Origin of the sequence: Hominisplanchenecus murintestinalis, from assembly GCF_943193015.1 — a bacterium.
Lineage (GTDB): Bacteria > Bacillota > Clostridia > Lachnospirales > Lachnospiraceae > Hominisplanchenecus_A > Hominisplanchenecus_A murintestinalis.
In genome coordinates this window covers 78,105-97,352 of the sequence record NZ_CALPCM010000010.1, presented here as the reverse complement: position 1 = coordinate 97,352, position 19,248 = coordinate 78,105, and the positions used below count along the sequence as shown (strand labels likewise).

At 47.5% G+C, this 19,248-nt stretch carries 17 protein-coding genes; 1 reads left to right on the top strand and 16 read right to left on the bottom strand.

Translation table 11 applies throughout. The features are described from left to right. Positions 1 to 531 (top strand): helix-turn-helix domain-containing protein (locus tag NFR99_RS06025; RefSeq protein WP_251353199.1); only part of this gene is annotated, 531 nt, incomplete at its 5' end. A gap of 394 nt (positions 532 to 925) precedes the next feature. On the opposite strand, the gene NFR99_RS06020 is transcribed toward NFR99_RS06025, so the two are convergent. The 16 genes from NFR99_RS06020 to NFR99_RS05945 all read right to left on the bottom strand — a co-directional run bounded on the left by NFR99_RS06020 (position 926) and on the right by NFR99_RS05945 (position 19,181). Then, positions 926 to 1,615 (bottom strand): Rpn family recombination-promoting nuclease/putative transposase, encoded by a 690-nt coding sequence (locus tag NFR99_RS06020; RefSeq protein ID WP_277613452.1) that lies wholly within the window; start codon positions 1,613 to 1,615, stop codon positions 926 to 928. Positions 1,616 to 2,079: 464 nt separating this feature from the next. After that, positions 2,080 to 3,993 carry an NAD(+) synthase gene (locus NFR99_RS06015; RefSeq protein WP_251353198.1) on the bottom strand — a complete coding sequence of 638 codons (1,914 nt, stop codon included), beginning with the start codon at positions 3,991 to 3,993 and terminating at the stop codon, positions 2,080 to 2,082. 13 nt (positions 3,994 to 4,006) lie between these two features. Continuing rightward, on the bottom strand, positions 4,007 to 4,885 hold the full coding sequence (gene hslO / locus NFR99_RS06010) for an Hsp33 family molecular chaperone HslO (protein ID WP_120483506.1): 879 nt from the start codon (positions 4,883 to 4,885) through the stop codon (positions 4,007 to 4,009). Between the two features lie 5 nt (positions 4,886 to 4,890). Then, a complete protein-coding gene (locus tag NFR99_RS06005) occupies positions 4,891 to 5,640 on the bottom strand; it encodes a class I SAM-dependent DNA methyltransferase (protein ID WP_251353197.1) in 750 nt (249 codons plus the stop codon). 9 nt (positions 5,641 to 5,649) lie between these two features. Further along, positions 5,650 to 6,708: a histidinol-phosphate transaminase gene (gene hisC / locus NFR99_RS06000; protein WP_120483510.1), complete on the bottom strand. Its 1,059-nt coding sequence runs from the start codon at positions 6,706 to 6,708 to the stop codon at positions 5,650 to 5,652. After that, the gene (locus NFR99_RS05995) at positions 6,705 to 7,904 is read right to left on the bottom strand and encodes a pyridoxal phosphate-dependent aminotransferase (RefSeq protein ID WP_120483512.1); all 1,200 of its coding nucleotides are present in this window, start codon (positions 7,902 to 7,904) and stop codon (positions 6,705 to 6,707) included. The genes hisC and NFR99_RS05995 overlap by 4 nt, the downstream gene beginning before the upstream one ends. Continuing rightward, positions 7,901 to 8,797 (bottom strand): DUF2156 domain-containing protein, encoded by an 897-nt coding sequence (locus NFR99_RS05990; protein ID WP_251353196.1) that lies wholly within the window; start codon positions 8,795 to 8,797, stop codon positions 7,901 to 7,903. Before NFR99_RS05990 ends, NFR99_RS05995 begins: the two co-directional genes overlap by 4 nt. Positions 8,798 to 9,034: 237 nt before the next feature. After that, entirely contained in the window at positions 9,035 to 10,378 is a 1,344-nt protein-coding gene (glmM, locus tag NFR99_RS05985) for a phosphoglucosamine mutase (RefSeq protein ID WP_120483529.1), read from the bottom strand. Between the two features lie 142 nt (positions 10,379 to 10,520). Further along, complete coding sequence (gene prfA / locus NFR99_RS05980; RefSeq protein ID WP_120483531.1) at positions 10,521 to 11,594, bottom strand: peptide chain release factor 1; 1,074 nt, start codon at positions 11,592 to 11,594, stop codon at positions 10,521 to 10,523. Between the two features lie 53 nt (positions 11,595 to 11,647). Beyond that, positions 11,648 to 12,505, bottom strand: coding sequence for a peptide chain release factor N(5)-glutamine methyltransferase (prmC, locus tag NFR99_RS05975; protein ID WP_120483534.1), 858 nt, complete (start codon positions 12,503 to 12,505; stop codon positions 11,648 to 11,650). Next, a complete protein-coding gene (locus tag NFR99_RS05970; RefSeq protein WP_251353200.1) occupies positions 12,474 to 13,454 on the bottom strand; it encodes a DUF1385 domain-containing protein in 981 nt (326 codons plus the stop codon). Before NFR99_RS05970 ends, prmC begins: the two co-directional genes overlap by 32 nt. Before the next feature lie 69 nt (positions 13,455 to 13,523). Then, positions 13,524 to 13,730: a 50S ribosomal protein L31 gene (gene rpmE, locus NFR99_RS05965; protein WP_120483586.1), complete on the bottom strand. Its 207-nt coding sequence runs from the start codon at positions 13,728 to 13,730 to the stop codon at positions 13,524 to 13,526. Positions 13,731 to 13,964: 234 nt separating this feature from the next. Next, positions 13,965 to 15,224, bottom strand: coding sequence for an ABC transporter permease (locus tag NFR99_RS05960; protein WP_251353195.1), 1,260 nt, complete (start codon positions 15,222 to 15,224; stop codon positions 13,965 to 13,967). Positions 15,225 to 15,235: 11 nt separating this feature from the next. After that, positions 15,236 to 17,065 (bottom strand): biotin/lipoyl-binding protein, encoded by a 1,830-nt coding sequence (locus NFR99_RS05955; protein ID WP_251353194.1) that lies wholly within the window; start codon positions 17,063 to 17,065, stop codon positions 15,236 to 15,238. Next, on the bottom strand, positions 17,062 to 17,751 hold the full coding sequence (locus NFR99_RS05950) for an ABC transporter ATP-binding protein (RefSeq protein ID WP_135976502.1): 690 nt from the start codon (positions 17,749 to 17,751) through the stop codon (positions 17,062 to 17,064). Before NFR99_RS05950 ends, NFR99_RS05955 begins: the two co-directional genes overlap by 4 nt. Beyond that, positions 17,751 to 19,181, bottom strand: coding sequence for an efflux RND transporter periplasmic adaptor subunit (locus NFR99_RS05945; RefSeq protein ID WP_251353193.1), 1,431 nt, complete (start codon positions 19,179 to 19,181; stop codon positions 17,751 to 17,753). Before NFR99_RS05945 ends, NFR99_RS05950 begins: the two co-directional genes overlap by 1 nt. Positions 19,182 to 19,248 lie beyond the last annotated feature (67 nt).

Genomic DNA, 19,248 nt, shown 5'->3' with positions numbered 1-19,248 from the left:
ATGGCAATTGGCGAAAGAATACATTTTTTCCGCATCATGCGGGGCATGACACAGAAATATCTTGGTATGCTTGTCGGGTTTCCCGAACGGAGCGCAGACGTGCGTCTGGCACAGTACGAAACTGGCTCACGCAAGCCAAAGGCAGACTTGACGGCTGCACTGGCGCAGGCTCTGAACGTTGCGCCGCAGGCTCTGGACATACCCGACATTGACAGCTACGTCGGACTTATGCACACCTTATTTGTCCTTGAGGACATTTACGGTCTTACCATCACTGAAGCAGACGGAGAAGTCTGCTTAAAGGTCAACAAAGACAAAAGTAAGGATGCCGCCGAACTGCTGAAAATGCTCTGCGCTTGGCAGGAACAGGCTACAAAGCTCTCTGCCGAAGAAATCAGCAGGGAAGATTACGACCAGTGGCGGTACAATTATCCGAAGTTTGACACCACGCAGCATTGGGCGAAATCTCCCTCTGATGAATTGAGCGACGCCTTAGTCGAAGCGTTCAAGGACAAACTAAAAACCGATTGACAAGCACGACAAAAAACGCCCTTAGCCATGAGTTCCTACCCACAGCTAAGGGCGTTATAATATGGATTTATTTCAGCCGTCCAAACCACTTCTTAATCATTCTCCCACCAACAAACCACTTGACAGTAAGAATAATCGTACTCAAACAACTGTTATAAATTTGTTATCAAAAGACCTTTCCAAAGCCCGCAAACCCACATAAACACTGGATTTACTAAGCATTTTTGTTTATTCGAACTCGTCTCATCTATATGATTTTAAGATACTTTTGTGTCTATTTCATACTTTTTAACCCACCTATTTCGCATATTATTTCTATTATTTGAAGACATCTAAAAATTTTAGAAGCAAAATAGAAGCATTGAAAACCTAATTTCTGCTTAAGCAACAAACATTAAACTGGTTGCAATTCAGCAATCTCTTTTACTTTTTCAACCGACAATTCCGTCACATCTGCAATCTCCTCAATTGAGAATCTTCCCAATTCAATTAAACGCCTTGCCGTTTTCTCTTTCTCATGCTCAATACCCTGCTCATATTTTTCCTGATAATTCATCTGCAAAGTCATATAATCCAACCTCCATTTCTCATTTTTTCTGACGGACTGCACCGCCTCATCTAATTCTCTGGTAAAGTCATCCTCCGGCTCCTTACCGTCAATAAAGTTAAGCAGCTTTTTGATTTCCGGTGTCACATCGTTCATTGTACCCTTCGTATTTAAAATAATCTTCGTTGTATCGTCTCCAAGACCCAACTCTGGATTTTGAATACAGCGATTTTCAAAGGTATAGATGTGTCGCCCTTCGCCAAACAAATCAAAGGTACATACAAAAATAACAAAACTGCGTTTCAATTCTTTGTAATTATCCCCTTTTTCCAAGATATTCAAGTCTATCATTCCTTGATAATATCTTGTTCGTTTGGGAAGATTTCTATTCTCTGTGGTCTGCATTTCAATATTGTAAACGGTTTCTTTCCCATCTTCTACATAGATATCCAAACGTACACTTTTCGCATCTGCAGAAATATCTATTGTCTCCTGCGATTTCGGATATTCAATGTGGGATATCTTGATGCCAAGTATCCGTTCTAAAAAAGGTTTTCAAAATTTTGGATTTCTCATGATAACACTGAACATGAAATCATCTTTTATTTGCAGTTCCTCAAAAGCTTTCTCCATAATGACGCTCCTTCTTTTTCTTTACCTCTATTATAATATGTGTCAATATAATTGACAACAATTTATTTTTGCCAATCTATTGCTTCCTTTTCCCCACCAAACGTCATCATCTCCATATTCTTGCGATAACATCTACGTTTACCATGCACATAAGAGTGCCTTCCATATCCTCTGCTGAAAGTCTTTTTCCAATACTTCCATATAAAAGATATTGGGGTCAAAAGCCCCGCTATAGTACCTTGAAAAGTTCATATATTTTCCATGACACTTTCAAATAAACTTGTCAAGATTTGTTTTCTTAAATTTTGCGTAAACCGGGACCATAACAAATCTATGTTTATCATACAATCCTGCTCTATTTTACCCCTCTACTCCACCTCGTCCAAATCCCTCTGCCACAGCCTCACGCACGCATCGCTGGGCATCCGCAAATCTCCCCTCGGTGAAACCGCTACGGAACCGACCTTCGGCCCGTCCGGCAGGCATGAGCGCTTAAACTGCTGGGAAAAGAATCTCCAGTAAAATTTCCTCAGCCATTTCAGAATCGTCTCTTTCTCATAGCTTCCTGCAAAGGCCAGCTTAGCCAGACGGTAAATCTTTCGGGGAAGGAAACCGAAACGCAGCACATAGTACAGGAAAAAGTCATGCAGCTCATACGGCCCTACCAAATCTTCAGTTTTCTGGGAAATCTCCCCGTCTTTTGGCGGCAACAGCTCCGGGCTTACCGGAGTGTCGAGCACATCCAGCAGGATATCTTTCAACTTTTCATCCCCGCAGGTATCCGCATAGTAACGCACAAGATGACGCACCAGAGTTTTTGGCACAGAGGCGTTCACGCCATACATAGACATATGGTCACCATTATAGGTCGCCCATCCAAGCGCCAGTTCCGACATATCTCCCGTACCCACTACCAGCCCGCCTGTCTGGTTCGCGATATCCATCAGCACCTGCGTCCGTTCTCTCGCCTGTCCGTTCTCATAGGTCACATCATGGTTTTCCGCATCATGGCCGATATCCTGGAAATGCAGGGTTACCGCTTTCCGGATGTCTACTTCCCGAAGAGAAGCTCCCAGTGTCCGCGTCAATTCGCAGGCGTTTGTATAGGTACGGTCTGTCGTTCCAAAACAGGGCATAGTCACTGCTGTAATATCCTGTCTGGAAAGCCCCAGCATGTCAAATGCCTTTGCCATTACCAGAAGCGCCAGGGTAGAATCCAGCCCGCCAGAAATACCTACGACTGCACTGGCGCATCCTGTATGCTCCAAACGCTTTTTCAGTCCCAGCGCCTGCATCATCAGTATTTCCTCGCACCGCTTCTCCCTGTCTCCCGGGCTGTCCGGTACAAACGGCATGGGATCGATAAAACGCGTCAGCTCTGTCGGCGTCAGCTCCAGGTGAAAAGGAACTTTCTCATACTCTTCCTGCCCCTGCTGCTGAAACGTTGTCATCCGCCTGCGCTCTGAAACAAGCCGCCGGATATCTATATCGCCATAAATCGTCTCATTCATAAACCGCCTGGATTCTTTCAGCAAAATCCCGTTTTCCGCAATCAGGCTGTGCCCGCCAAATACCAAATCCGTGGAAGATTCCCCTTCTCCCGCACTGGCATAAATGTACCCGCTAATTAGACGCGCCGACTGCCCTGTTACCAGGGATTCCCGGTATTTATCTTTTCCGGTAGCCTCGTCACTGGCTGAAAGGTTAACAATCACTGTCGCCCCCGCCAGCGCATGATGAATGCTTGGAGGCTGCGGCACCCACAAATCCTCACAGATTTCTGCCGCCACACACAGGCCCTCCATCTCCTTGCATACGAAAAGCTGGTTCATGCCAAACGGCACCGGGCTCCCTTCGTAGTCCACCCATTCCACCTTCCGGCATCCCGGCTCAAAGTGCCTCGCCTCATAAAATTCATTATAATTTGGAAGGCAGGACTTAGGGATAATCCCCAGCAGACGCCCGCTGCACACGGCCGCAGCCGCATTATACAGCTTCCCATCCTTTTCCCAGGGAAGCCCTACGAATATCAGGGCGTCCTTTCCCCTGGAATGAAAAACCACCTGATGCAGCCCCTGCCGAGCCCCGTCGAGCAGCGTCTCCTGCCAGAACAAATCCTCACAAGTATACCCTGTCATGCACAGCTCCGGAAATACAATCAACTTCGCCCCGGCAGCTACAGCCTCATCGATTCCGTTACAAATGGCAGCCGCATTGTGGATGCAGTCTGCAACTTTAATTTTCGGCGTTACAGCCGCCGTTTTGATAAATCCGTCAAACATATCCGTCTGCTCCTTACCTGCTTTGTCTTAATAGCTTTTCCAAATCTTCCACATCAAATGCATAGTCCGCGCCGCAGAAATGGCAGTTCAGGCTCACCGTTTTTCCTTCGGCAATCATTTCACGCAAATCCTTCTTTCCGATGCTTATCAGCGCTTTTTCCACCCGCTCCCTACTGCAGTTACACGCAAACTGTGTGGGCATCCTGTCCATGATTTCCAGTCCGAAATCCCCCAGAAGCCGCCCTAAAATCTGCTCCGGCGTCATTCCCTCATCCAGCATGGACGTGACAGAAGTAATATCCGCCAGCTTTTTCTCCAGTGCGTCAATAACTTTTTCATCTGTGAACGGCATAAGCTGTATAATAAAGCCGCCTGCCTGTTTCACCGTATTGTCATGATTCATGAGTACTCCAAGCCCTACCGAAGAGGGCACCTGCTCCGAAGTGGCAAAATAGTACGTCAAGTCCTCCGCAATCTCACTTGTCTGAAGCACCGTCTGCCCGACATATGGCTCTTTTAACCCCATGTCCTTAATCACGCTGAGCATCCCGGGGCCTACCGCCCCTGCAACGTCCAGCTTCCCCGCTGCATTCGCATGGAGAAGCACTTCCGGATTATTCACGTACCCTTTTACATTCCCCTGGCTGTCAGCCGTCACCGTAATACCGCCGATTGGCCCCCTGCCTTTTATCTGAAGAGTCAGGATATCTTTCTCTCCCTTCATCATCACGCCCATCATCGCCCCGGCTGTCAGCAGCCGTCCCAGAGCCGCCGTCGCTACAGGACTGGTATTGTGCGTTCCTCTGGCAAACTCTGTCATCTCCCGTGTAGTTGCCGCAAACGCACGGATTTGGCTGTCAGCGGCCGTAGCCCTTACAATATAATCCGACATATCTCTCACTTTCCTTTCTCTCTGGCAAGAAAATAAACACGTTCACTGTCCTCTCTCGGCGCTTCCTCTGTAAACGCATCATAAACCGCTATAAATTCCATGCCCGCCGCCTCAAGCAGCCGCCTAATTGTTTCTATTTCGTAAGCCTTTTGCAGATGAGTCTCCGTATACTTCCGAAACAGCCCGTTTTCTTCTCTCTGAAATATTGTTAAATCATATTCATTCGCCTGTTCTTCCTCATACCAGGTATTTTCCCAGATAAAGCTGCATTCCTCCCGGTTCTCAGCGATTGTATCCTCCCCCAGCTCCCGATATTTATATGGAGTATTCATATCAAAGATAAAAATTCCTCCGGGGTCCAGGTAATTGTTTACCAGCCGGAACACCTCCAGCAGCTCTTCCTCTGACATAAGATAATTCATGGAATCACAGATGCTCACCACTGCCCTCATCGTACCATAGAGTTCAAACTCCCGCATATCCTGAAGCAGATATAGAATATCATAGCCGCTCTGCCGCTTCTTTTCCATAGCAATCTCCAGCATTTCCTCCGAAAAATCCACGCCTGTCATATCATATCCCTTTGCAGCCAGCAGCTCCGTCAGGCTCCCGGTGCCGCACCCCAGGTCAAGCACCAGCCCATCCTCAATGCCATACTTTTTAAGCAATCCCACGACATACTCCGCCCACTTTTCATACGGTACGTTATCCATAAATGTGTCGTATACTTCCGCAAATCCCGTATATGCCTCCATCTGTCTTTCCTACTTTCCCATAAACTTTTTCAGAAAGCTTATCAGCTCATCCATCTCTTCATCCGTTCCAATCGTTACCCGCAGATAATTGTCAATTCTGGGCTTATTAAAATAGCGCACATAAATCTTCTTGATTTTCAACGCCTCGAAAATCTCCCTTGCGGAGAACTGAGGATGGGTGATAAACAGGAAATTCGCTTGGGAATCCTGGAAGCGGAAGCCCAGCTTCCCAAGCTCCACCTTTACCCTCTCCCTGGTTGCAACAATTTTTCCCTTAGTTTCCTTAAAATATTCTTCTGCCTTTACCGCTTCTACTGCCGCTGCCAGCGTCGGAGCATTCATTGTATAGGAATTAAAAGAATACTTTACGTCATTTAGATATTTTATGAGAATTTTATTTCCCATAGCATACCCTACCCTCATGCCAGCCAGTGAGCGGGATTTTGAAAAGGTCTGTACCACCAGAAGATTATCATATCTATCAATCAGTTCCAACGCAGATTTTCCGCCAAAGTCAATATACGCTTCATCCACAATTACCACCACGTCCCGGTTGTGGGCAACGATGTCCTCCACCGCCGCTAAATCCTGACACACTCCTGTTGGCGCATTTGGATTTGGAAAAATCACGCCGCCATTTGCCTTATAATAATCCTCTTTCACGATTCTGAACTCTTCATCCAGCGCGCATCTCTCATAAGGAATCCTGAGCATTTCTGCCCACACATCGTAAAAAGAATATGTAATGTCCGGGAACAGAATCGGTTTTTGCGAATTAAAAAAAGTCAAAAAACACATTGCCAGCACATCGTCTGAACCCACTCCCACAAAAACCTGTTCCGGCTCCAGATGATAGTAAGCCGCCAGCTCCTTCACCAAAACTTCCGATGTTGGATCAGGATAGCGCCGCAGCATATCTGCATCCATCCCCTTCAAAGCCGCCGTTACTCCCGGCGCAGGCGGATATGGATTTTCATTCGTATTCAGTTTTATGATTCCCCGCTGTTTGGGCTGTTCTCCCGGCACATAGGGAACAACTTTCCGTATATTTTTCTCCCAGCCTTTCACTTCTTTTTTCCTCCCCCGATTTCTTTCATCAGCTCTGCAAAATGCGGCAGCGATCTGCAAATCATCTCATAGGAGACGCAGTACGCCAGCCGCACATATCCCGGACAGTCAAACGAGCTTCCCGGCACCAGAAGGATATTATGCCTCTTTGCCGCCGCGCAGAATTCCTTTTCATCCTCCAGCGGAGACTTTACAAACAAGTAAAATGCTCCCTGTGGTTTCATGCAGTCCAGCCCCACGTTCTTTAACCCTTCGTACAGTGTTTTTCGGTTCCTGTCATAATATTCCACATCCACCTGGGCCTCCAGACAGCGTGCAATCACACGCTGAAACAGGGACGGGGCATTCACATAGCCCAGAATTCTGGTCGCCACGTTTGCCGCCGCACGCACGTCCTCGCTGTCATCCAGCTCATCCGGCAGTACCAGATAGCCGATGCGTTCCCCGGGCAGCGACAGGGATTTGCTGAAAGAGTATCCTACGATTGTATTTTCATAATATTTTGTCAGATACGGCGCTTCCTTGCCGTCATAAGCCAGCTCCCTGTAAGGCTCGTCCGATATCAGATAGATACTTGTCCCATACTCCTGCTGCTTTTTTCGCATAAGCGCCGCCAGGCTTTTAATGGTATCCTCCGAATAAATCACTCCTGTAGGATTGTTCGGCGTATTCACAATGACTGCCTTTGTTTTCGGCGTTATCCGCTTTTCAAACTCAGCCAGATCCGGCTGGAAATCTTCTGTATTCGGCGGCACTGTCACCAATACTCCGTCATAATTCGTGACATATGCACGATACTCCCCAAAATAAGGCGCAAATACCACTACCTCTTCTCCTGGGTTCAGCAGAGTTTTCATAATCACATTCATGCCTCCCGCCGCTCCCACGGTCATCACGATATTTTCTCCGTGAAACGCCGTACCAAAACGCCTGTTCAAAGATTCCGCCACCGCCCCGCGCACATCCTCATACCCTGAGTTGCTCATATAGCCATGAACAAATACCGAATCCTCTTCTTCCAAAATCCGGTACACTGCCTCTTTCACTTCCTTCGGAGCCGGCAGATTCGGATTGCCGAGGCTGAAATCATACACATTTTCCGCTCCATAAATAGCAGACAGGCGCTTTCCCTCTTCAAACATTGCCCGGATTGCCGAGCTGCCCTGTACATAAGATACCATTTTTTCTGAAATCATTTTTTCTGCCTCCTCGCAGTCCCCTTTTCAACCATATATACCGGATGATAAGACAATTTCGCCCGACGCAGCCCCTCTGCCCCGGTATCTTCCTCCCGGTTAATATAGGTAAACCCTTCCGTCTCGTGAATTACAAACTGCTGGTTAATCATGGGATACGCCCCCGGCACATCTGCAAATGCTTTCTCTACATGCACCACCACCGTATCCTCGTTCAGCGCTTCCCCGATGGAAAATGCCACAACCCTGCCCTCGGCGCGCAGCAGGCCGCCCCGCATCCCCAGTTCCTCAAAGAGCCGCAGGTAATTCAAGGTTACGCACATTTCTGCATTTTTTTCCTCATCCTCTTCACATCCGTTATTCTTTCTCCACTGCAGCGCCATCTGAAAACACTCTTCTTTATTTTCAGCCGTAATCGACTCATATTTCCAGTCAGGATACAATTTCTGAAATTTATTCACATGATTTTTCTTCCCGTGATACTTTTTCCCTGAAAGGTTCGCCAACTTTTCCCTCTCATAAACATAATCTGCCGCATCTCTGTTATATACAATCTCATACTCTCCGGGGTACAGCCTGTCCATCATCTCAAACTGCTCTTTCGTAATCAGATGGTAATGATATTCCAGTCTCTGTTCCTTACACCAGGCGTCAATCGCCTCCATCGCCCGCTGAATGTTCTTTTCGTCGCCCAGCGGAAATGTGAAGCCAGGTTCTTCTCCTTCGGATTTGTACACCAGCATATCCTCTATAATAGCAAACTTCACGCTATAATGCCGTGACCAAAGATACGTATTCGCAAAAGTAAATTCGCAGCTTCTGGAATGCTGCCTGTGCAGATAGCTCTCAATCAGTTCCTTATCTTCTAATTCCGGTCTTTTAAATTCAATCATAAGTCTCCTCTTCGATACGATGTATTAGGAAGCGGTCTGTCTCCGTATATCACAGAGCAGGCCGCTTCCACTATGCAAAATTTGCATTCCTATATCTATGGAAACGCTGATTAAATCAGCATTTCCTTAGCGCCTCCGGCGGATGCACACGGATTTGCAGGGGAAACTGCTGCTTCGCAGCGCAAATCCGGTGCGGGAAACGCTTTAATTAGCGTTTCCCTATATATACGCGTTTCTTCAGACGGTAAGCTGCTCCTTCTTCATAACATCTTCCACCTGCTCCACATATTTTTTACAGAGCGTATCATCCAAAGCCTCCACCATAATGCGGATCACCGGCTCCGTCCCGCTCTCACGCACCAGGATCCTTCCCTCATCTCCCAGCGCTTCCGCCACAGCCTCCACAGCCTTTATAACTGTCGGATTTTCTCTGGCCGTTTTCTTATCCGCTACCCGGACATTTTTCAGAAGCTGTGGATAAATCCGCACCTCTGAGGTGAGCGCCGCCAGGCTCTGCTTACACTCCAGCATAGCTTCCATCACCATCAGGGACGTAAGGATTCCGTCTCCTGTAGTAGCATGTTTGCTGAAAATAATATGCCCGGACTGCTCGCCGCCAAGACAGTGCCCATTATTCATCATATTTTCATACACATATTTATCCCCAACCGCAGTCTTTTCATACGAAATTCCTGCTTTGTCGCACGCTTTGTAAAGTCCCAGGTTCGACATTACCGTCGTTACAATCGTATTATTGTTTAGTCTGCCCTCTTCCTTTAAATACTTTCCGCAGACATACAGAATCAAATCCCCATTTACCACGTTTCCGTTTTCATCTACAGCAATACAGCGGTCTGCATCCCCGTCATAGGCAAATCCCACGTTCAGCCCATTATCCCTCACATATTTCTGCAATATCTGAATATGAGTCGAGCCGCAGTCCTTATTGATATTCGTACCGTTTGGCTCATTACTGATCACATAAGTCCTTGCCCCAAGCGCATCAAACACACTCTTAGCAATAGCCGATGCGCTTCCGTTTGCGCAGTCCAGTCCGATTTTCATATTTTTAAACGAACGTGTAGCCAGGGAAATCAGATAACCAATATAGCGGTTTCTGCCAGCCACAAAGTCTATCGTGCGCCCAATATCGCCTCCCGTTGCCAGAGGCAGCTCTTCTACCTCTCCATCCAAATATGCCTCAATCTTCGCCTCCACTTCGGCTTCCAGTTTATATCCCATCCCGTTGATTACCTTGATTCCGTTGTCATAAAATGGGTTATGGCTCGCAGAAATCATGATTCCGCAGTCAAATCCCTCGGTACGCACCACATAGGAAACGCTGGGCGTAGTCGTCACATGCAGCAGATACGCGTCCGCGCCCGAAGCCGTCAGCCCTGCCACCAGGGAATACTCAAACATGTAGCTGCTCCTTCGTGTATCCTTCCCAATTACAATCTGGGCTTTGTGGTTCCTTCCGTAATACCATCCGAGGAAACGCCCCACCTTAAAGGCATGTTCCACCGTCAGATTTACATTTGCTTCTCCTCGAAATCCGTCTGTTCCAAAATATTTTCCCATAATAATCTCCAATCCGCACTTCCCGGCACTGTCCTTCCTATGAATTATATGCCCTCTGTGCATATCTTCTATAGTATACTTCCAGTTCCACAAAAAAACAACCGTCTGCGCCGTATTTCCGGATGCAGCAAATAGGACGCTGTCAGTTTTCGTTCATCTTCGCCAGCTTCGCGCTCTGGTCTGCCGCTATCAGCGCATCGATAATCTCCTGAATATCCCCGTTCATAATTTTGTCCAGCTTATACAGGGTAAGATTGATGCGGTGGTCGGTTACGCGCCCTTGCGGAAAATTGTAAGTACGGATTTTCTCGGAGCGGTCTCCTGTTCCAATCTGACTGCGCCTTGCTTCTGCTTCTGCATCATGCTGCTTCTGGCATTCTATATCGTACAGCTTCGCGCGCAGCAGTGCAAATGCTTTATCTTTATTCTGAAGCTGTGACTTTTCTGTCTGGCTGTAGATTACGATACCTGTAGGATAATGGGTCAGGCGGACCGCTGAATCGGTGGTATTGACACACTGGCCTCCGTTTCCCGACGCGCGCATTACGTCAATACGCACATCTTTCTCATCAATCTGTACGTCTACTTCCTCGGCCTCCGGCATAACTGCCACCGTAATTGTGGACGTATGGATACGCCCTCCGGACTCTGTCTCAGGTACTCTCTGTACCCGGTGTACGCCGGATTCATACTTCATCACCGAGTACGCCCCCTGTCCGTTTATCATAAAGGTAACGCTTTTCATACCGCCGATACCAATTTCCTCACATTCCATCAGCTCCACTTTCCAGCGGTGATCTTCTGCAAAATGCACGTACATACGATAAATTTCTGCTGCGAACAGCGCTGCCTCATCTCCGCCTGCACCTGCACGTATTTCTACGATTACGTTCTTGTCATCATTCGGGTCTTTCGGCAGCAGCAGAATCTTCATCTGGCTCTCCAGCTCCTCTACTCTCGCTTTTGAATCATTCAGCTCTTCTTTCGCCATCTCACGCATTTCCTCATCAGACTCTTCTTCAAGCATGGCAAGGGAATCTTCGATGTTCTGTTTACACTGTTTATATTCTTTATATGCCTCCACAATCGGCGTAAGGCTGCTCTGCTCTTTCATCAGTTTACGAAAACGCTCCGGGTTGTTGGCAACGTCCGGCTCGCTCAGCTCGCTCATAATTTCCTCATACCGAATCAATAAATCTTCTAATTTGTCAAACATTTCTCTTCCTCCTGCTTATGGTTTCACAATCATTCAGCTGATCCCGGGCTGCTTTATGGTTTTCGCTCCAGCCTTCCTTTTACCACCCGGTCAAGCCCCGCCAAGTCTTTGCAGACAGCCACATGGCTGAATCCCGCATTTCTCATCAGCTCCGATACCTGTTCTCCCTGGCTGCAGCCGATTTCAAACATCAGCCATCCTCCCTCTTTCAGATATCCAGAGCTCTCCTCTGTTATTTTGCGGTAAAAATACAGCCCGTCCTCCCGCCCGTCGAGCGCTGTTCTCGGCTCAAACAGCCGTACTTCTTCCATCAGCTCTTCAATCTCCGCCGAAGGGATATAAGGCGGATTTGACACGATAATATCAAACTGCCCTTTCACCGATTCAAACAGATTTCCTTGAACAAAGGTTATCTCTGCTTCCTGGCGCCGGGCATTTTCCCCGGCTGTCTCCAGTGCCTCTCCTGACAAATCGCTTGCCACCGCTTTCATACCGGGAACCAGCTTCACAAGACTGATGGCTATACATCCTGAACCTGTACACATATCCAGCAGCTTCATGCCGGGACGCGCTGCTTTCATCACTTCCTCCACCAGAATTTCCGTATCCTGGCGGGGAATCAATACTTTATTATTTACAAAAAAAGGGATTCCCATGAATTCCTGTTCCCCTGTAATGTACTGCAAAGGTACATGAGTCCCGCGCTGCTCCAGCTCCTGTGTATACGCCGTATGAAGTCTCTCTCCTATCTCTTCCTGCCGGTTCATCAGGAACCAGGCACGGTTCACCTTTTCCCCATGCTCTTTCTTTAATATATCCTCTAAGAGATACCATGCATCCAGGGCCGCATCCGGAATTTCTCTCTCTTCCAGATACTTCTCACCGGTTTTCAGTGCTTCCCAAAGCGTCATGGTTTCTCTCTTCTTCATAGTGTTTCCCAAAATTCTCCGTCAAATATGCCTTCCAGTCAAATACTGCCTCTACCGAGCAAATCGCCACTTCTATCATAGATTCGTCCGGTTCTTTCGTCGTCAGGTTCTGCATCCAAAGCCCGGGCTTGCTCAAGATTTCCACCACACGGTTCTCGCTTCGCCCTGCCAGCCGAATAAATTCATAGGAAATCCCTGCAATCACTGGTACCAGAAGAATACGTACGATAACTCTCCACAGTGGGGACTCCACGCGGATAAACAAAAACAGCACCACACTGATTAGCATCACGATAAGCAGAAAGCTTGTGCCGCAGCGTTTATGCTGCTTTGAGCTTTCCATAACATTTTCCACATTCAAATCCAAGCCATGCTCAATGCAGTTTATACATTTATGCTCTGCCCCATGATACTGGAACACCCGCTGGATATCTTTCATTCTGGAAATCAGCAGAATGTATCCAATAAACAGGCACAGACGCACCGCTCCTTCAAAAAGTCCCAGAAGCATCTGGGAATCCGTAAACCGCCGAAACAGATTGGAAACGAAATAAGGCAGTACCATAAAGAGACCTACTGCCAGAAGGATAGATAGAACCACGGTTACTCCCATAATCAGGGAATCCCTTTTCTCCTGCTCCTCTTTGCTCACCGCGCGCCGCTTCGGGTTTTCCTCCTCTGCTTCTTCCATAAAAAAGCCCGCCGAATAAGTCAATGTTTTCATCCCTAACACCAGAGAATCTACGAAATTGAATACACCGCGGATAATCGGCAGCGAAAGTATCTTCTTGTTTTTAATAAAACCCTCATGGCTGTCTGTCTTGACTACAATTTCCCCGTCCTCTTTGCGGACGGCTACCGCATATCGGCTGCCATTTTTCATCATGACTCCTTCCATAACTGCCTGGCCGCCAATATTGGATGACTTCATATACATCTGTCCCTTCTTTAAATAGTAAAATGGGCTGAGATTTTCCAACCTCAACCCTATCTTTACATCCTATTTGTTTGTAATACCATACTTCCTGTTGAACTTGTCGATACGTCCGCGTGCCGCAGCCGTCTTTTGCTGTCCTGTGTAGAATGAATGACATTTTGAACAAATTTCCACATGGATATCTTTCTTTGTTGAACCCGTTACAAATGTATTTCCGCAGTTGCAGGTAACGGTTGCCTGATGGTACTCTGGATGGATTCCTTCTCTCATGATTTTCACCTCATTTTTATTATTCGTGAACTGCTTATCTGTATTTCCTCCGCAAAACCTATTTTCTGCGGTATACAAACCTGTTTCCGGCCAATGCTGCTCCTCCTGTTTCCACAGCAAGATATCCCGGACTACCCCTGTAAGTCCCTACAGTTACGCTGTATGCCATAAAACACGCATCATATAAACAGCGATTGCATTATAGCATAGCCTTTCAAAAAATGCAAGTTCTTTTTACTCGTGACGCAGGGCGTCAATCGGGTTCAGATTTGCTGCCTTTATAGATGGCAGCAGGCCGAAAATGATTCCAATCAACATAGAGAACAGCACAGACACAATAATGGACGGGATGCTAATCGCCACCGGAATATCCGCCATTTTTGATATTACTTCCGCCATGACGATTCCTGCCGCCACGCCAACAATTCCTCCCATGCTGGTCAACACCGCGGCTTCTGTCAGGAACTGCCCCAAGATCCTCTTCTTCTTCGCCCCGATTGCCTTTTTCAATCCAATCTCACTGGTTCGCTCTGTAACAGATACCAGCATAATATTCATAACGCCGATACCTCCTACTAAAAGAGAAATGCTGGCGATCCAAATGAGCTGAATATTTGTCGCCTCACTGAGCGCCTGCTGGTCTTTCGCCTGTTCCAGCACGTCCTTTGACTTGTACTTAATCTCCGAATCTGACACAGACAGGTACGGATTCAGGATATCCGCCGTCTTTTTCCCCGCCTTCGTCATAGCGTCCACGCTCGTCGCTTTCACGACCACATTCTGCGGCTCGTCATACTGGTAGACAATTCCCCAGGCAGACGCAGGCAGATACACGATACCGCTGGCCTGCTCTCCCATATATGTCTCATAATCTTCCATGCTGTTAATGACTGGTTCAAACTCATCTTTCTTCTGCGCCACCCCGACAACCGTAAATGGCTCGCCTTTAATCTCAATTGTTTTTCCCAGGGCGCTCTCTTCCTGAAACAAACTGCTCGCTGCTGTCTGATCCAAAATCGCTACCTTATGGAAGTTCGTAAAATCTTCTTCCAGGAACTGCCGCCCTGTACGTACCATGTAGCCACAGGTAGAAAAATAATTCTCAGTTACCCCCAGCACATTTGCGCCCTTCAGCCCTTTATCCCGATAAAAGACGCCTTCTGCATAAGCACGGCTGTTGTACAGCGTTACACTTTCCACCTCATCTAAATCTTCAATCTGCTGCCGTACTTCCTCACTGATTACCGGAATTCCCTGTGGCGCGGGGCTATAATCATAGAATTCATAGGGCCAGTCACCCTGATAAATACGCACGTTCACCGTATTATTTCCGGCTCCCAGGAGATTTTCTTTAATCTGCTCATTCGTACCCTGAATCGTCGATACAATAGAAATGATGGAGGCAATACCGATAATGATACCGAGCATCGTCAGAAATGAACGCATTTTGTGCGACCACACTCCCTGTAAGGATAACCGTATATTTTCTAACATGCTTCCACCTCCTATTCCGGCACTTCGCCGGCTTCGTCTTCATCTATTTTTACTTTTGCGCCTTCTGTCACGTTCTTTCCATACGGAAACGCAATGTTATCCTCCAGGCTCAGCCCGCTTTTTATTTCGATATTCGTAGAATAAACTGTAGCTCCTGTCTTTACATACTGCTTCACCAGACGGTTGTTTTCATCTGCCTTATACACATAACTCTGCCCGTTCTCTGAACGGATATAAGCTTTGTACAGGTAGATTGCAGAACTATTCCCTCCGGTATTCCCATCCAGGGTCAGATCCACCCACTCCATATTCGTGAGCCCCGTGGAATCTTCGATATATGCCATAAAGGGATATTGGGATCCCGTAGGTTCACCGCTGTTATAATAATTATTTTCCGTATCCGGATATTCTGAAATCTCCGTGATTTCCGCAGTAAAGCTCATACCGCTCTCATAGGACATCCCTGTCATGGTAGTGCCGACTTTTACCTCGCCCAGTTTCAGCTCGTTAATCGTCCCCCTCACATACATTCCTTCGTTGCTGGTGACAGATATAAAAGCTTTTCCATCCACTTCACCCACTTTCGGATCCCCCACAGCCTTCACAATGCCGTTAATAGACGCTTTCACAACTGCCGCATCCGTCTTACGTTTCGCCTGCTTCACCCGGATGTTTGCTTCCCGCAAATCCAGCTTCAAATCTTTAATTTCATCTTCTTTTTCTTTAATGGCTTCCTTCAGTTCTGTCACTGTATAAACGTCATCGCCAAAATCATCCCCGCCCCATATATCATCGCCCGGGTCATCAGGCTCTTCCGTTTCCGGCTCGTCTATCTGCGGCACATTTTTCGTCACACCGTCGCTCCCGAATGTCCAGGTAATATCCGGTGCATAAGGTTTATCTGCTTTCACCGTACCGTTGATACTGATAGACTTCACAAACCCGCCGTTCACGGAATCACCTTCCCGAATTTCAAGGATTGCATAACTTCCTTCTCCGTCTCCGTTCATTCCTCCATTTTTTCGTGAAGTTCCCAGTTCATTAAAGCCCAGTATTTTATTCATAAAAGACGCATAAATTGTCGTGCCCTCTTTACAGAAAAATATATATGGGTCATCTTTCGTCCCCGTGCCCTTATAAGGCTTGGAATCATAATTCAGCTTTTTATATGCTTTTACCTGGCCAAGCGGAGATTTCTCACTCTCTGTCTCCTGCTCCGGTCCTGGAACTTCCCCGCTTGGCTGTGTTTCCGGCTGTGTTTCCGGTGCAAACGTTTCCGGCGGAGGCGTCTCTGTCTGCACAGGCTCTGTCGATGGCGGCTGTGTCTCCGGCGCAGGTGTTTCTGTCTGCACTGACTCACTTTCCGTTGCTGTCATAACCATCCTGGTTTTTGCAAGAACCACCCCATGATTCCCTGAGGCATCGCCATACTGATTATCCGCTACCGGGGTGATTTTTTTCAATTTCTCCAGCTCCTGCTGCGCTGCCTTGATCTTCAGTTTAATAGACTGCCGATCCAGCTTTTCCGATTCCAGATCAAGTTCCAGCAGCGTTGTATCATAAGCGAGAAGTTTATCGCCAATCTTTACTTTGTCCCCTTCTTTTACATACACCTTATCAATAACTTCCCCATCTGTAAGATGAACTTCCTGGTTCGCATTTGCTGTAATCATACCGGAAGTAGAAGTCCCGTCTCCCCACCAGCCCGAATTCAGACTGGATACGGAAATAACTTCCACAGGATCCGCATTGCTCTTCACGATATGGTAAACGCCATATCCACCGCCGATTACCAGGACAGCCGCCCCTACGCCGACCGCTATAAGTGTTTTCCTTTTCATAGAGTCACCTCCTCTTGCGTCCGTTCAGAAATTTCTCCATCAAAAATATCCACTGTCCTTCCGGCATGACGGGCAATCTCGCCGTCATGCGTAATCATAATGACTGTCACTCCCTCTTCATTCAGCTTTGCAAACAACTCCATAACTTGTTTTCCCGATTTTGAATCCAAAGCTCCCGTAGGTTCGTCCGCCAGCAGGATTTTCGGTTTATTTACCATGGCTCTGGCAATCGCCACCCTCTGTTTCTGCCCTCCTGACAGCTGGTTTGGGACGAACGAGAGACGGTCGGATAAACCCACTCTGTCCAGCGCCTCCGCCGCGAGCCTGTTCCGCTCCTTCTTGGAAATTCCTGCATAAATTAAAGGTAATGCCACGTTCTCCAGCGCCGTCTGCCTCGGCAGAAGCTGGAAAGTCTGAAATACAAACCCGATTTTATTCAGCCGGATATCTGCCAGCTCATTTTCTTTCTGGAGCAGCACGTCTACGCCGTCCAGCTTATATTCTCCTTTTGTGGGTAAATCCAGGCAGCCCACGATATTCATCAGCGTAGATTTTCCGGAACCGGAAGGCCCCATGATTGCCACATATTCGCCTTCTTCCACATGGAGCGTCACATCCTTTAATACCGGAACCACCATACTGCCCTGGACATAATCTTTATAGATATGGTTCAATTCTAGTATCACTATTCTTCCTCCAATCCATTTCCAAATACGGCGCTGCCGTCAATCGTTTCTACATCCTGAATCGCGTCAACACCGCCAGATGCACCCGGATCTCCTAAGTCTGCATCACCGTCATAGATTTCTTCATCTGACGGCTCATCTTCATCATCAACCGGCTCATCACTTCCTCTGCCTGCCGGGGCAGCGTCAAACTCTGGAACTTCATTATTTCCCATGCCGCCCATGTCTCCCATCTCAGGCGCCTGGTCTATATTCTTCACCGCATTGTCTCCTTCCTGAATCGATTCATCCGGAAATGCGATGTAATCCTCCTCTGCTAAACCGTCCAGAATCTGGTATTTCTGAAGCTCCTCATCAAACTCTCCCAGGGACACTGAGCGCTTTTCCATCTTATCCTTCGACGTAGCTGCCCATACATAAGCGTCATTCTCCTCCTGGACAATATAGTAACTGTCCAGCCACATGCCTTCCTTCGGCTCATCCTGTCCATGATCCATCTCCATATACACATGCTGTCCGAGCATAAGTCCTTCAGCCGTTTCCAGTTCTACATAAAAAGGATAATTGCTGGAATTCTCCGTACCGCCATCCGAGCTGGCGTACATCATACCTCCGTTTTTCTCCGGCTTCTCCAAATCTACAGCCGTCATGGTTCCTTTCCAAGTCGTGTCATCTACCCTTGAATGAATAATTACCGGCTGCCCCTCTATGACTGCCGACATATTCTGTTCATTGACTGTCCCTTTAATGCGGAAATTTCCGGTTGCCAGCACTGTCATAAAAGGCTCCGCTTCTCCCGTCATAGAATTCACTTCCGGGTTCTCGATAGAATTGACTGATTTCACCACGCCATCTATCTCACTCGTTACCTCAGCGTTCGCAATGCTGTTTTTTAGTTTTCCAATTTCCATCTGCTTGCTTTTCTGTTCGTACTCTTTTCTCTTTATTTCATTTTCCGCCGAATTAATCTGCGTCGTGTAGCTGAGCTGGGAATCTGCAGATGCATTTGCTTTCTCTTTTTTCAGAGAAACAATCTGCTCCTTCGTCTGGTCAATCTCGTTTGCCAGACGATCCAAATCAATCTCTGCCTGCGCCAGATTTTCTTCCATTTCTTCCGTATTATATGTAAAAAGTTTATCTCCCGCCTTGACTTCGTCCCCTTCCTGAACCAGGATTTCATCCACTTTCTTATCAGAGGGAAGCTCTATTTCCCATGTTTTTTGCGGCTCCACAACTCCCGCGAACCTGTCTGTCAATCCATTCCCGCTGCCAAGCCCGCAAAGCTCCGCCACGGAATCTACATAAACCGCACTGTCAGGATTCCCCCCTGAACTGTCTCCTTCTCTGAACACCGTAAAAAACACGCCGCCCGCTATCACGGCCACCAGCACCACACCTGCGATTATCATCTGCACTTTCTTTCTTTTCATGGCCTTCCTCCATCTATACAATATTTGGCATTCGTCCAGGACAACGCGCCTGCCTCCCGGCCACCCC